16 protein-coding genes are annotated in these 14230 nt (G+C 57.7%); 12 read left to right on the top strand and 4 right to left on the bottom strand.

The features are described 5' to 3' along the window. The first annotated feature begins 6 nt into the window (after positions 1 to 6). The 11 genes from phnL (at position 7) to NHF56_RS00210 (ending at position 9835) form a co-directional block, all read left to right on the top strand. Positions 7 to 714, top strand: a complete 708-nt coding sequence (gene phnL, locus NHF56_RS00260) for a phosphonate C-P lyase system protein PhnL (protein WP_252800504.1) — start codon at positions 7 to 9, stop codon at positions 712 to 714. After that, positions 711 to 1325: a DapH/DapD/GlmU-related protein gene (locus NHF56_RS00255; protein ID WP_252800503.1), complete on the top strand. Its 615-nt coding sequence runs from the start codon at positions 711 to 713 to the stop codon at positions 1323 to 1325. Before phnL ends, NHF56_RS00255 begins: the two co-directional genes overlap by 4 nt. 128 nt (positions 1326 to 1453) lie before the next feature. Beyond that, complete coding sequence (gene phnC, locus NHF56_RS00250; protein ID WP_252800502.1) at positions 1454 to 2287, top strand: phosphonate ABC transporter ATP-binding protein; 834 nt, start codon at positions 1454 to 1456, stop codon at positions 2285 to 2287. 84 nt (positions 2288 to 2371) lie between these two features. Beyond that, a complete protein-coding gene (gene phnD / locus NHF56_RS00245; RefSeq protein WP_252800501.1) occupies positions 2372 to 3277 on the top strand; it encodes a phosphonate ABC transporter substrate-binding protein in 906 nt (301 codons plus the stop codon). 70 nt (positions 3278 to 3347) lie between these two features. Beyond that, a complete protein-coding gene (gene phnE, locus NHF56_RS00240) occupies positions 3348 to 4310 on the top strand; it encodes a phosphonate ABC transporter, permease protein PhnE (RefSeq protein ID WP_252800499.1) in 963 nt (320 codons plus the stop codon). A gap of 10 nt (positions 4311 to 4320) precedes the next feature. Then, positions 4321 to 5829, top strand: a complete 1509-nt coding sequence (phnE, locus tag NHF56_RS00235; protein WP_252800497.1) for a phosphonate ABC transporter, permease protein PhnE — start codon at positions 4321 to 4323, stop codon at positions 5827 to 5829. Between the two features lie 99 nt (positions 5830 to 5928). Next, positions 5929 to 6597 (top strand): DUF1045 domain-containing protein, encoded by a 669-nt coding sequence (locus NHF56_RS00230; RefSeq protein WP_252800495.1) that lies wholly within the window; start codon positions 5929 to 5931, stop codon positions 6595 to 6597. Positions 6598 to 6614: 17 nt separating this feature from the next. Then, positions 6615 to 7751, top strand: a complete 1137-nt coding sequence (locus NHF56_RS00225; RefSeq protein WP_252800493.1) for an alpha-D-ribose 1-methylphosphonate 5-triphosphate diphosphatase — start codon at positions 6615 to 6617, stop codon at positions 7749 to 7751. Between the two features lie 2 nt (positions 7752 to 7753). Beyond that, positions 7754 to 8317 carry a phosphonate metabolism protein/1,5-bisphosphokinase (PRPP-forming) PhnN gene (gene phnN / locus NHF56_RS00220; RefSeq protein ID WP_252804769.1) on the top strand — a complete coding sequence of 188 codons (564 nt, stop codon included), beginning with the start codon at positions 7754 to 7756 and terminating at the stop codon, positions 8315 to 8317. Between the two features lie 121 nt (positions 8318 to 8438). After that, positions 8439 to 9020, top strand: coding sequence for a cytochrome b (locus NHF56_RS00215; RefSeq protein ID WP_252800491.1), 582 nt, complete (start codon positions 8439 to 8441; stop codon positions 9018 to 9020). An 8-nt stretch (positions 9021 to 9028) separates the two neighbouring features. After that, positions 9029 to 9835 (top strand): RibD family protein, encoded by an 807-nt coding sequence (locus tag NHF56_RS00210; RefSeq protein WP_252800489.1) that lies wholly within the window; start codon positions 9029 to 9031, stop codon positions 9833 to 9835. On the opposite strand, the gene NHF56_RS00205 is transcribed toward NHF56_RS00210, so the two are convergent. The 4 genes from NHF56_RS00205 to NHF56_RS00190 are packed head-to-tail and all read right to left on the bottom strand — an operon-like array spanning position 9791 to position 13035. Further along, on the bottom strand, positions 9791 to 10585 hold the full coding sequence (locus NHF56_RS00205) for a class I SAM-dependent methyltransferase (protein ID WP_252800487.1): 795 nt from the start codon (positions 10583 to 10585) through the stop codon (positions 9791 to 9793). The genes NHF56_RS00210 and NHF56_RS00205 overlap by 45 nt on opposite strands. Then, positions 10582 to 11625, bottom strand: a complete 1044-nt coding sequence (locus NHF56_RS00200) for a glycosyltransferase (RefSeq protein ID WP_252800485.1) — start codon at positions 11623 to 11625, stop codon at positions 10582 to 10584. Before NHF56_RS00200 ends, NHF56_RS00205 begins: the two co-directional genes overlap by 4 nt. Next, the gene (locus NHF56_RS00195; protein ID WP_252800483.1) at positions 11622 to 12020 is read right to left on the bottom strand and encodes a 6-carboxytetrahydropterin synthase; all 399 of its coding nucleotides are present in this window, start codon (positions 12018 to 12020) and stop codon (positions 11622 to 11624) included. Before NHF56_RS00195 ends, NHF56_RS00200 begins: the two co-directional genes overlap by 4 nt. A gap of 13 nt (positions 12021 to 12033) precedes the next feature. Beyond that, positions 12034 to 13035 carry a zinc-binding alcohol dehydrogenase gene (locus NHF56_RS00190; protein WP_252800481.1) on the bottom strand — a complete coding sequence of 334 codons (1002 nt, stop codon included), beginning with the start codon at positions 13033 to 13035 and terminating at the stop codon, positions 12034 to 12036. Between the two features lie 207 nt (positions 13036 to 13242). Between NHF56_RS00190 and NHF56_RS00185 the strand changes: the two genes are divergently transcribed. Then, a complete protein-coding gene (locus NHF56_RS00185; protein ID WP_252800479.1) occupies positions 13243 to 14229 on the top strand; it encodes an alpha/beta fold hydrolase in 987 nt (328 codons plus the stop codon). Position 14230: the final 1 nt, after the last annotated feature.

The following is a 14230-nucleotide window of genomic DNA, read 5'->3' as shown; positions in this document are numbered from 1 at the left end:
AAGAACATGCCGACTCCTCTCGTCGTTTCTGAAGTCGCCAAGACATTCACCATGCATTTGCGCGGCGGCACGCGTCTGCCGGTGATCGCCAATGTCAATTTCGCCGCAACCGCGGGCCAATGCTCCGTGCTCGGCGGACCTTCCGGTGCGGGCAAGAGCTCGATTTTGAAAATGGTCTTCGGCAACTATTCCGTCGATACCGGTCAAATTCTGGTGAAGCACCGCGACCAGGTGATTGATCTTGCTCGGGCCGAGCCCCGGCAAATTCTCGAGGTTCGCCGCGAAACCATCGGTTATGTCAGCCAGTTCCTGCGCGTCGTGCCGCGCATCTCCGCGCTCGACATTGTTGCCGAACCGCTGGCTCAGGAGGGCGTGGAGATGGAAGACGCGCGCGCGCGCGCCGCAGACCTTCTTTCCCGGCTCAACCTTCCAGAAGAGCTTTGGGCCTTGCCTCCAGCCACATTTTCCGGTGGCGAACAACAGCGTGTGAACATTGCGCGCGGTTTCATCACTTCCCATTCAATCCTGCTTCTGGATGAGCCGACGGCGTCGCTGGATGCACAAAACCGCGATGTCGTTATCGAGATGATCGAGGAAAAGAAGCGCGCCGGGACCGCACTTCTCGGCATTTTCCATGACGAGGATGTCCGCACCCGCATTGCCGATCATGTGATTGACGTGTCCAAATTCTCGGCCCGGGAGCTCGCCGCATGAGCACGAAACTTTCAGAACAACCGCTGATCAGCGAAAGCGCACGTGTGGTCGATTGCACCCTTGGCCGCTACACGGAAATCGGCGAGTTCTGCCGGGTCAGCGAAACCGAGCTTGGCGACTATTCCTATATCGAGCGCGGCAGCATGGTCTGGTGCGCAACCATCGGCAAGTTTGCCAACATTGCCGCCGACGTGCGCATCAATGCAACCAAGCATCCCATGTGGCGCGCCACCCTGCATCATTTCACCTACCGCGCCGGTGACTATTGGGACGACGCCGAAAACGAGGCCGACTTCTTCAACTGGCGGCGCGACCACCGGGTCTCGATCGGCCACGACGTGTGGATCGGCCACGGCGCCATCCTGCTTCCGGGTGTCAGCGTCGGCAATGGCGCAGTCATCGGGGCCGGAGCCGTGGTCTCAAAAGACGTCGCACCCTATGCCATTGTCGGGGGTGTTCCAGCTGTCACAATCCGCGAACGATTTCCCGCTGAAATAGCCGGTCGGCTGGAGCAACTTTCGTGGTGGAACTGGAGCCACCAAGCATTGCGCAACGCCCTTGAAGACTTTCGCGCAATGCCTGTGGAATCGTTCCTTTCCAAGTATGGCTGAACCGTTTTTCCACAGCACAAAGAAGTCCTCTGTGGATTTAACAAAACTGCAACAAATCTGACATTCGACCTTCAAAAAACGCCTGTAGCGCTTTGGTAGTCTTTATTTTGTTTCTGGAGTCCCTAGCCATGTTTGAACTGCGCGACGTCACACGCAAATTTGGTTCAAAGACCGCAGTGGAATCGGTGAGCTTCTCCATTCCCACAGGCCAGATGGTTGGCGTGATTGGCCGTTCCGGCGCGGGCAAGTCGACTCTCCTGCGCATGATCAACCGTCTCACGGATCTCTCTTCGGGGTCCGTTTTTTTTGACGGTAACGAAGTGTCGAAATTGAAAGGTGAAGCGCTGCGCCGCTGGCATCGCGACTGCGCCATGATTTTCCAGCAGTTCAATCTGGTGCCGCGTCTGGATGTGCTGACCAACGTCATGCTTGGCCGTCTCAATCACCGTTCCACCGCGCTCAGCATCCTCAACATCTTTTCACGCGAAGAGCGCATCATGGCGATTGCCGCCCTTGAACGTCTCGGCATTGAGCAAACCGCGCTTCAGCCCGCTGGCACTCTGTCCGGCGGCCAGCAGCAGCGCGTTGCGATTGCCCGTGCACTGATGCAGCAGCCGAAGGTTCTGCTGGCCGACGAGCCGATTGCCTCGCTTGACCCGCTGAATGCCAAGATCGTGATGGATGCGCTGCGCGATATCAACGAGCGCGAGGGCATCACCGTCATTACCAACCTGCATACGCTGGATACTGCGCGAACCTATTGCGAACGCATCATCGGCATGGCCAACGGACGGGTCGTTTTCGACGGCACCCCGGCGGAGCTGACCAGCGAAGCTGTCAATCGCATTTACGGCGCTGACGGCGCGATTGAGGAAAGCATGACCTCAACCAGCATCGATATTCCCAGCAAGGCGGCCAGAGCGGTTTCGGCGCCCGCTCCAATCATCCTTGCAGGGCCTTGATCACTGAGATCGCCCGCCCGCGTTAAAGGCAACTCTACCTAACAAATCTGTCTGGCAATGCCGGATATCAGAGGAGAAAGTCACATGTTGAAGAAAGCCCTTTTTGCCGCAACGGCTCTGCTTGCCATGGCAGTGTCCGCCGGCGCCGAAGACCTCAAGGAATTCCGCATCGGTATCCTGGGTGGCGAAAACGAAGCCGACCGCCTGCGCAACTTCCAGTGCATGGTCGACAAGCTGCCATCTGTTCTCGGTGTTGAAAAAGTTTCGCTTTTCCCGGCTGCCGATTATGACGGCGTGATCCAGGGCCTGCTCGGCGGCACGCTCGACTATGCCGAGCTCGGTGCATCCGGCTATGCCAAGATCTACCTTGAAAACCCGGAAGCTGTTGAACCGATCCTCACGACAGTGCAGACCGACGGCTCCATGGGCTATCACTCTGTCATGGTTGCCCGCAAGGATAGCGGCATGACCAAGCTTGAAGACATGAAGGGCAAGAAACTCGGCTTTGCCGACCCTGACTCCACCTCCGGCTTCCTCGTCCCGAATGTCACGCTTCCTGAAGCAATCGGCGAGCCTGTTGACCAGTTCTTCGGTTCCACCGGCTTCGGCGGCGGCCATGAAAACCTGGTTCTCGAAGTTCTCAAGGGCACCTTCGACGCTGGCACAACCTGGGCCTCCGGCGTTGGCGAGTTCAAGGACGGCTACACCTCCGGTAACCTGCGCAAGATGGTCGACAAGGGCATCCTGAACATGGACGAACTCGTTCAGCTTTGGGAATCTCCGCTGATCCCGAACGGCCCGATCGTTGTTCGCACCTCCATGGACACCGACATGAAGGCCAAGTTCAAGGACTTCATGACCAAGCTTCCTGAGAGCGACCCGGAATGCTTCTCTGCCATCCAGGGCGGCGACTACACCGGCTTTGCTGAAGTCAATGTCGACTTCTACAAGCCGATCATCGCTGCACGTAAAGCCCTCATCGGCGGCTAATTCTCTCTCCTAAAAGATCCGCCGGGCAGCCATGTCCGGCGGTTTGCCTTGATTAAGGGACTGTTTGGGCATGAAAAACGATCAACCGGAAACACGTCTGCAGGAAGGCGGTCGTGCAATCGACCAACAATGGCGCGAACTCGCTGCCAAGCGCAGAACCTATACTGCTCTGACCATCATCGTTTTTGCCGCGGTCCTGTTCAGTTCACTGTGGTTTGCCAACGACACCAACGCCGGCAAATTCTTTGACAGACTACCCCATTTCTTCGACTTTTTCGGCGATCTGATCCCGAAAGACGGCATGGAAATCTGGCGGGCGCTGTTCGATTTGCCCTCGCCCTATGACGACGGCAGCTTCCGGTATAACTACCCGGAAGGCCGCCACTATCTCTTCGGCGATTTCTATCTGCCCGAATACTTCTTCAAGATGATTGAAACGCTGAACATTGCGCTTTTCTCGACCATCATCGGTGCCATCTTGGGATTTGTCCTGTGCTTTTTCGCAGCGCGCAATCTGATGCCGAACCCTTGGGTTCGCGCTGTCGCGCGCCGTATCATGGAAATCTTGCGCGCTTTCCCGGAAGTTGTTCTGGCAGGCTTCTTCCTCGCCATCCTTTCGCTTGGCCCGATCCCTGCCATTATCGCCGTCTCCATTCACACGATCGGCGCTCTGGGCAAGCTTTTCTACGAGGTGGTCGAAAACGCCGACATGAAACCGGATGAAGGCCTGCGTGCTGCTGGCGGCAATTGGATTGAGCGCGTTCGCTTCGGCATGCTGCCGCAGGTCATGCCGAATTTCATCAGCTATTGCCTGCTTCGCCTGGAAATCAATGTACGCGCCTCAACCATCATCGGCGCAGTTGGGGGCGGCGGAATTGGTGAACTCTTGCGGCTATCGATAAGCCGCGGCCACGAGGCCAAGACAATTGCGATTATCCTTCTGCTCTTTTGCACGATTGTCGCCGTTGACCAGTTTTCCGCCTGGCTGCGCCGCCGTCTGACCGGTGAGCAGTTCTTCCTGGCCGCAGCGTGAGGTATCTGAGATGACCGCAACCATGAACACAATGGATGTACGCGACATCGAAGCGCGCTATCCCGAACTCCTGACCCGCTCGTTCTGGCAGCGCTACAGAACCGCTTTCGCGGCAGCAGCCGTCATTGCCTATTTCATCTTCTGCTGGTGGTTCTTTGCGATCGGCCATGTCATAAGCTCGGCCAATTCGGACATTGCCGGCAACTATCTCGCCGATTGGATCAGCTGGGAAGCCAGACCCGATATCGACATCCACGCCGATGGCACGATGAAAATCGTCTTCGGCAAATACTCACCTTTGGGTGCAGACCCGCATCCAGACTGGATTGAAGCCAAAACCGAAACGGTCACGCGCACGATCGAGGCAAGCCCGAGCGAAGCGCCGGCACAGCCAAAACAGAGCACCTCATCCTTCTCCTTCGTGCAGCCGGAATTTCGTGGTGATGGCGAAACCTCCAAAACCGCCGGCACGGAACCGACAACGGTGACGGAAGAGGTGGTGACCGAGGCGCACATCATGATGAACTCCTCGTCATGGATCGACCTTTCAAAGGACAAGGTCGAGCTGACCCGCGGCGGTGAAACGCTGACACTGACGACTGGCGGCAAAACGATGACCTATGACGGCGCACTGCCTGAATGGGCTTATCAGCGTGCACCGGGAGAAAAGATTATCGCCTATTTCGGATTTGCAGGCCGCGTCGAGGTCGAACCCGACCGCGTCAAGGTCCGCAAGCGCTTCCTGGGATGGGAGAATTTTTTCTTCGACACGAACTCGCCTTTCTTCGGAAAATCGGCTGGCGATGTCATCTCACTGATGTTTTCCGACAACCGCGTTGACCCCAACCAAAGCAATCTGTCACGAGCCATCGACGATATCCTCTATAATCCGTCCTGGCAGCATCTGGATGTCTGGACAAAGCTTCTCCAGACCATCGTGATGGCTTTCGTGGGCACGCTTTTTGCCATGGTCATCGCCTTTCCACTGTCTTTTCTGGCCGCCCGCAACATCACACGAAACAAGCCGCTCAACCAGCTTGTCAAACGTTTCTTCGACTTTCAGCGTTCCGTGGACATGCTGATCTGGGCGCTGTTTTTCACCCGCGCCTTCGGGCCCGGGCCGCTGGCCGGTATTGCCGCCATCTTCTTCACCGACACCGGAACACTCGGCAAACTTTATTCCGAGGCATTGGAAAATATCGACGACAAACCGCGCGAAGGCATCCGCTCGGTCGGTGCATCGCCGGTCGCGATCCAGCGTTTTGGCGTGGTTCCACAGGTTCTGCCCGTTTTCGTCAGTCAGGCGCTCTATTTCTGGGAATCCAACACGCGCTCGGCAACGATTATCGGCGCCGTCGGTGCCGGCGGCATCGGTCTGAAACTCTGGGAAGCGATGCGCACGAACCAGGATTGGGAAAATGTCGCCTATATGGTTTTGCTCATACTCATTGTAGTCTACGTTTTCGACAATATTTCCAATCGTCTGCGCTCCATGCTGATCGGCAACGGGCGGAAGTGAGACGGCGCGTCATCATACCTGTGTCACAGAAGCGGCCTAACCACGCATCTCTCTCGACCACGGTTTAGATTCGATTCTGCAATAACTAGGAACAACCCCGTGCGGTACGCCATCTATTTCACACCTCCTAAGGAAGACCCGTTGGTCAAGGCCGCTGCGGCATGGCTCGGACGCTGCGCTTTTGGCGGCACGGTTGAGGATCTTGGCGTTGAAAATGCGCTGGTCCGCGAGCCGGCACGCTATGGTTTTCACGGCACGTTGAAAGCCCCCTTCAGCCTGGCTGAAGGCGCGACCGAGGAAGCGCTGATAGACGCGTTCGATACGCTCGCAGCATCAACGCGCCCGTTTGACATTGCTCAGATCAAGCTTGCCCTCATCGGACCATTCTTTGCTCTCGTTCCCGCTGAGGGCGAAGAGCACCAGATTTCTGTACTGGCTGAAGACGCTGTTCGCAAATTCGAGCCCTTCCGCGCACCACTCGGCCATGCCGATATTGAACGGCGCAATCCGGCATCGCTGAGCGAACGCCAGCGGCGTTATCTCATGGATTGGGGTTACCCCTATGTCTTTGAGGATTTCCGCTTTCACATGACGCTCACCGGCAAGGTGCCTGAGGAAAAACGCGACGAAATGCGCGACCGCCTCGAAAAACAATTCGGTGCCTTTGTAGGCAACCCTCTGAGAATTTCACACCTGGCTCTGTTCTGCGAGCCCACGCGCGGAGCATCCTTTGATGTTTTGCGACTGCGCGAATTGCCAGACAGATAATTGCGAAAGGCCAAGCAATGAACAATGAAACCGCTATCCGCAATGCACGCATTGTCCTCGAAAACGAAATTATCGACGGTGCCATCCTCATCCGCGACGGAAAGATCGCCGATATTTCCAGCGGCTCGGACGCCGGCATCGATTTTGAAGGCGACTATCTCATTCCCGGTCTGATCGAGCTTCATACAGACCACCTGGAAGCCCACTATTCCCCACGTCCCGGGGTGCGCTGGAACATGATGGGTGCCATCCAGGCCCATGATGCGCAGGTCAGCGCTTCGGGCATTACCACGGTTTTCGACTGCCTGCGTATGGGCTCTGATGAAGACGACGGCTTTGATGATGGCGAGATGCGCAAAATGGCGGACGCTCTCAAACAGGCGGCGGACGAAAAGCGCCTGCGCTCTGAACACTTCATCCACCTGCGCTGCGAGGTTTCCGCCGAGAATGTAATGCAGCATTTCGAGGCCTTCGAGGATGTCGATTTCGTGCGCCTTGCATCGCTGATGGACCATGCACCCGGTCAACGGCAGTTCCAGACAATGGAACAGTACACGCTCTATTACAAAACCAAGCGCGGCCTCTCCGACGAAGCGTTTGCCCACTTCGTGAAGCGCCGTCAGGAATCCTCCGCGAAATACTCGAACAAGAACCGGATTGCGATATCGCAGGCCTGCCATGAGCGCGGCATTTCAATCGCTTCGCACGATGATGCAACCATCGACCACGTCGAAGAGGCGAAATCATTTGGTGTGAGGTTGGCGGAGTTTCCAACCAGCATGGACGCTGCCAGGGCCTCGCATGATGCCGGCATGAGCGTCCTCATGGGCGCACCCAACATCGTGCGCGGCAAATCCCACTCGGGCAATATCGCAGCCGGTGACTTGGCTCAACACGGTGTTTTGGACGTCCTTTCATCCGACTATGTGCCCTTGAGCCTTGTCCACGCCCCCTTTGTCATTGCCGACACCTACGAAGAGATAAGCCTGCCGCAGGCACTTGCGATGGTGACCGCAACGCCCGCCAAGACAGTCGCGCTCGACGACCGCGGGCGCATTGCCCCCGGATTGCGCGCCGACCTCGTGCGCGTGCGACGCGATGAAGGCGTCCCGGTCGTGCGCGGTGTATGGCGCGAAGGTGAACGCGTGGCGTGACCATGAGCAAAGGTGCCATCATCGCCATTGTCGGCCCAAGCGGAGCAGGCAAGGATACGTTGATCGACTTCGCACGCGAAAAGCTCGCGGGCGACAGCCGTTTCGTCTTCGTGCGCCGTGCCATCACACGCGCCGCAGACGCCGGTGGAGAGCGCCATCAGGAGCTCAGCGTTGCCGACTTTAAGCAGCTGGCTGATAACAGCGGCTTTGCGCTCTGGTGGGAAGCCCACGGTCTTTACTATGGGATACCGAAGACCACGCTGAATGATATTGCAGCCGGCCGTATTCTCCTGATCAACGGATCACGCGCCGCACTGCCCGCCTTCCGGAACGTGTATGGTGAAGCACTGAAAACCGTCCTGGTGACAGCACCCCAACCTGTCTTGACTGAGCGGCTGGCCGCCCGTGGACGCGAGAGCGCCAGCGATATACTTGCCCGTCTGCAACGGCAGCCATCAGCCGATGACGACGCCACGGCAGACTTGACGATCGTGAATGACCGTCAGCCAAGCGATGCCGGCCGGGTGCTCGTGGACTATATGACCCAATTGCTGGAAACAGCCTGAGACGACCGATCCGCTCCATTTCACATGTATGTGAATGCAAGCCGCGATAAAATTCCCTGAATTCCTTTTCATAAACGTCTACTCTCAGATGCGTCTGCACGTTATGGAGAGGATGGGGCTTTTGTCGGAATTGGTTGAACAGATTGAAGTCGTGCCGCAAGGTGTAACTTCGCCTTCTTATGCACAAATCACCGTGGAGCGTTACCCCGGCACATCCCGTATCCTGCATTGGATCATTGCCGTTCTTGTGCTGGCGACATGGCCGCTGGGTTTCACGATACACCTCGTGAAGAACGACGTTTCAATGACCTTTTACATGCTGCATGAGGGCATAGGCTTTCTCGTCTTCTGGTTCATGCTCATCCGTGTGGGCAACAAGCTTATTGCGCGCGCGCCCTCGCCCAAAGACCCACCCATGGAACGAATGGCAGCCAAAAGCGTTCATGGACTGTTTTATATCTTTCTGATCGTTATGCCGGTCAGCGGATTTCTGGCCACCAACGCACACGGGTTTCCTCTGCAATGGTTTGGTCTGTTTGAAGTCTGGAGCCCGATTGACAAGACGCCGGAGATCGCATGGACGCTGAGCGGTGTTCACTACTGGAGTTCGTGGGTCGTGCTTGCCCTTTTCCTCCTGCACATGGGAGCGGTTGTCATGCACCACGTCATCAAGCGGGACACAACGCTCTACAGAATACTCTGAGGGGCTAAATGCAGGAAATGGACATCAGCGACGACCTCTGGCGGGAGCTTCTGGCTCTTCGCGATGGCGCGCATGAGGCTTCCCGCACACGAGGCCCCGCCTATTCCCTCTATTCGCCCGTTGCAAACGCCCGCGGACCTTTTGTTCTGGCCCAGGTTGGCCAATCGCTTGATGGACGTGTTGCGACCCCGGCAGGCGATGCCCGCGACATTTCTGGCCCCGACGGGCTTGCCCACCTGCATCGCTGCCGCGCACTCGTAGATGCCGTGATCGTCGGTGTCACAACGGTGAAAATGGATGATCCAAGCCTTTCGGTGCGGATTGTCGAAGGACCAAGCCCGGTTCGCGTGGTGATCGATTGCCATGCGCAGCTCGATGGCTCCGAAGGTCTTTTCCGGGATGAAGGCGCGCCGGTCATCGTGCTTCGCAGTGCGGATCTTGAGGATCGTCCGCTGCCGAATGCAGAAGTGATAAAACTGCGATGCGGCCCCGAAGGCATCGCTCCGGCCGATATTCTCGAGGCGCTGTCCAGGCGCGCGCTTCACAGGATACTCGTGGAGGGCGGTGCCCGAACCATTGCGCGCTTTATCGAAGCTGGCGCTCTCGACCGCCTTCACGTCGCTGTTACCCCGCTTATCATCGGCTCAGGGCCAACCGGCATTGCCTTGCCACCGATTGAAAAACTGTCGGCTGCCCACCGACCCGTGACAACGGTCTACGCTCTCGGAAGCGATATCCTGTTTGACTGCGATCTGCGGGCAAACCGCTCATCAGGCGGGCAGAGCCAGCAAATCGAGATGCCCGACCTTGCATAGGCTCTCAGGCGCAGGGATCGCCTCCAGCCTATAAGAAAGCCATCCTTGAATTTCTTCCGGCTCTAGCTTCGAGGCGTCCAAGAGCGGCTGTCGAAAACCGTTCAAGAAAGCAGTCTGCAAGGCGGCCATTGAGCTGTCCATGCGCCAGGGGCTCGGCCTGATGTCCACCCGGTATCCACGCGCCCGGAGCAAGCGTTCCAGACAGGCGGTCGCATCCGGACCCAGCGCCATTCCAAGCCCCTTATCGGTCCGTTGATGACGGTTGAAAGCAGAAACAACGTCGACATCAAGGAGATGGGCCTGCGACCATTCAATCGCCCCGTCATAGTTCAAAGCCGCATAGAGCCCGCACCCAGCGTCAGCAATGCGCGCGACCAGAGCCGCGCAGAAAGCCTCCGAGCAGAGATCAAAAAGCGCCGAGGCGGTTACAACCGAAACATCGTCCAGCGGCAACGTCGCGATATCGTTCAGGTCGTATTCGCCAACATTGACATGCATGACAGCTGCACTGCGCTTCATGGCTTCTTCAAGCAAGATCGGATCGTGATCAAGCAGCAGCCACTTTGTATCGGCAGGCAGAGCGGGTTGAAGACTTCGCAATGTTGATCCGGTTCCACATCCAAGATCGACAAGGTACGGCGCCGGCTGACTTTCCAGATACCCGGCCAGCGCGGCAATGAGGCCCTGGTCTCGCGCAGCAACATCCACCGGCTCGCGCAGGCCCAGCCAATCCATGTCAAACCCGCTCAAAGCTGAGCCTCCAGGGCATCACTGACAAGGTGCGCTGTGACGCTCCAATCCGGAAGCATCGCACCGGCACGCCTTGCCGCAGCTGCTCTACTCTTTAACAGCGCCCGATCCGAAAGCAGCGCACGCAGCGCATCGGCAAAGGCCTCCGCATCATCGACCGGCACCAGAAAGCCGGCGTCTTCCGGCACCACATCGGGAATGGCCCCGGCATGACAGGCAACGATAGGCACCCCTTGCGAGAGTGCTTCGGCAAACACCATGCCATAGCCCTCATAGCGGCTGGCGAGCGCAAAAATATCGGCCTTTGCAAGAAGCGCGCGCGTGTCATTCTGCTCGCCAGCAAGCATGACGCGCTCGCGCAGACCGAGCCGCGCGATCTGTTCACTAAGATCGTTGGCTGTCTGCGGATGGAGTGTCTTGCTCCCGACAATGGTCACCGACCAGGCCAGATCCGAGACCCGGTGGAGTGCTTCAATCAGAATATCGTGACCCTTGCGGGGTATGAGCGTGCCGATGGAGAGAATTTGCGGTGGGTCACCGGAACATGTCGAGATCGCCGCAGGCTCCGTTCCTGGAACCGCAACCGTAATATGCTCGGCTTGCACGCCGTAATGTGCTGCGAGCTCGCGCGCTGTGCCGGGCGATGTTACGATCAGATGCTTGGCATGTGAAAGCGCTCTCGTTTCGCTTTCTTTGAACCGGCTCTGTTCTTGAGCTGAAAGCCCCGTCTCCAGCGCCAGCGGATGGTGAACAAGCCCGACGATCTTCAAACGCTCGCCCTCTTTCGACGCCCAAGCGTCCAGAACACCAAATGCCAGTCCGTCGATCAGCAACAGCGTCCCGTCTTCAAGCGCCGACAATACCTCTTCCGCCCGCCGCTTCTCTTTCTCACCGGGCGAGGGAAAACCATCACCAAGAGCGCGCAACTCAACGCCCCATCCCAGGGCCTTGAGTCCGTGGATCAACCTGCGATCATAACCATAACCGCCGGTCTTCAGGTTGAGATCGCCCGGATAGGCAAAGACCAGTTTCCGCTTCACAGGTCTGCCTCATACCACCCACGTGCTGCATGCGATTCATGCAGCGTCACCCTGATCTTGCAAATGCGATGGCTCCCCGCTCCAAGCTTGCCGTCAGCTACGGCCTGCGCAAGCCGGTCAAATATGTGCTTGGCGATGACCTCTGTGGTCGAGATCTTGCCTTTGAAGGCTGCCACTTCATCCAGATTGCTATAGTTCAACGGCTTCAGCACATCAGCGAGAACGGTGGTTGCAGCACCAATATCCACCGCAAGCCCATCCTCATCGACATCACGTGTGAAAAAGGCCGCATCGACCACAAAGGTCGCGCCATGCATGCCCTGTGCCGGTCCAAAGACCGGGCGAGGCAGACTGTGTGCGATCATGATGTGATCGCGAACTTCAATTGCAAACATCAAACTACTCTCTTCAATAACGGATACGATGACACAGCGTCTGCGGATCGCCGATGATACCGGGATAGGCCTCGGCTATCTCTTCGAATGGCGTTTCCCCTGAAATCAGGGCGTCAAGATGATCATCACCTAAGAGTTGCAGTGCCTTTGTCAGCCGACGTGCAAAATCCCACCTCGGCCTTTGCGCGGCCGAGACGGCGCCGACCTGCGAACTGACAATGGAAAGCCGGCGCGCATGGAACGCGCCGCCGAGGTTGAGCTGAACCGGATTTTCGCCATACCAGCTTGCCTCGACAATACGGGCCTCGAAGCCGGCAAGCGAAATCGCCTGATCCAGCGCTTCCGCCGACGCGGATGCGTTGATCAACACGTCGAACTCTCCAACGAGGTCCGCACCTGAAGAAAAAGGTACACCAAGCGCCTCCGCCAGCGACTGCCGACCGGAATTGCGATCAACCAACGTCACCTCTGCACCGGGAATTCGCGAAGCGATGAAGGCGACAAGCGAACCAACAACACCGGCACCAAAAACAGCAACGCGATCTCCCGGCATCACGCCGGCATCCCAGCAGATGTTGAGAGCCGTTTCCATATTGGCAGCCAGAACAGCCCGCTCCGGCGGCAACGCGTCCGGCAAAAGGTGCACCATATCGGCGTGGGTGACAAAAGTGCTTTGATGCGGATGCAGGCAAAAAACCAACCGGCCCTTCAGCGCCGCCGGGCCGTCGTCAACGACCCCGACAGCCGAATAACCGTATTTCACCGGAAACGGAAACCGGCCGCCCATATGGGGCCCGCGCATACGCTCAAATTCGCTTTCAGGCACTTTGCCATCAAAGACAAGCTTTTCCGTTCCCCGGCTGATCCCGCTGAAAAGCGTGCGGACAAGAACCTCGTTCTCGCCCATTGCAGGCAGTGCTTCTGCACGCAGTTCACACGCGCCAGCGCCAGAAAACCAAAGCGAAAGAGGCTCACGATCTCCGGTGGCCTTGTATGACGGGGACGCTGCACCCAATATCGATCTCTCCCGAACGCTGAAAATCAATTTGCCGACATCAGAAACAAATCCCTCCGGCTGCCGCGCAAGTCTATACAGTTTCGCTCCTCCCTTGCCAGAGCAAAGACCACTTCTGGTCACGGACCTAGTGCAACCGTCTCGACAAAGACGTGTCCATGCTGGCAAGTTTGTCCCGGCGATTTCTTGCGGACCCGGGAGATATGAATGCTTCAAAATTCGCGCCCCGTGAAAGGTGCGCCACTGCAGCTTCAAACCAGCGACGGTGTTTCACTCGGCGGATTCATTTGGCGAGGCATTGAGGCGGGTGCAAAACGGCCCGTTATTGTCATCAGCGCAGCGACCTCCGTCCGGTGCCGTTATTATGCACGCTTTGCCGACTATCTCTTTGCAAATGGCTTTGATGTCCTGACATTCGATTATCGAGGAATCGGTGAATCAAGACCGACATCGCTGCGCGGCTTCCATGCCGATTGGGTGGACTGGGGAGAACATGATCTCGAAGCCGCGCTTCAATTTGTCCACGGAGCGTTTCCCGGCCAGGATATCCGCGTCGTTGGTCACTCGATTGGCGGGTTTGCCATCGGCCTTGCACCGTCCAACCACCGCATCCAACGGATCCTGACCGTGGGGTCGCAATTTGCCCACTGGCGTGACTATGGGGCTGATCAGCGCCGTAGAATGTATATCAAATGGCACATCGTGATGCCGCTCTTTACCAGGGTTTTCGGCTATTTTCCGGCCAAGCGACTAGGCTGGATGGAAGATACACCGGCCGGCGTGGTCCGCGACTGGAGCCGCATGAAACCGCGCTTCGAACACACCGTCAGACAAGGCCGAATGGTGGGTGGCGAGCGCGAGGCCGATCTACTGCATCGGCGTTTCGGGCAAGTCACGGCCCCCATTCTGGCCATCGGACTGGAAGATGATCCCCATGGCACGACTGCGGCCCTTGCCCGATTGCTCGCCTATTTCACATCAAGCCACCGCCGCCACTGGCGCATTGCGCCATCCGATATCGGCGTTGATGCCATCGGCCATTTTGCGTTCTTCCACGACAGGTTCAAGGAAACCCTCTGGCCCCTTGCCCTCGAATGGCTCCGCTACGGCGAAATTCCGGAAGGCGCTCCCGGCGGGCTTGTGGCGGAAAACTATCCACCGCACAGGCAAGTGGCAGATCATGTCGATCCGTGAC

Source organism: Rhizobium sp. L1K21 (assembly GCF_024055895.1).
In the GTDB taxonomy this organism is placed as follows: domain Bacteria; phylum Pseudomonadota; class Alphaproteobacteria; order Rhizobiales; family Rhizobiaceae; genus Ensifer_A.
The sequence above is the reverse complement of the archived record's forward strand: the minus strand, read 5'-3'. Positions and strand labels throughout refer to the sequence as shown.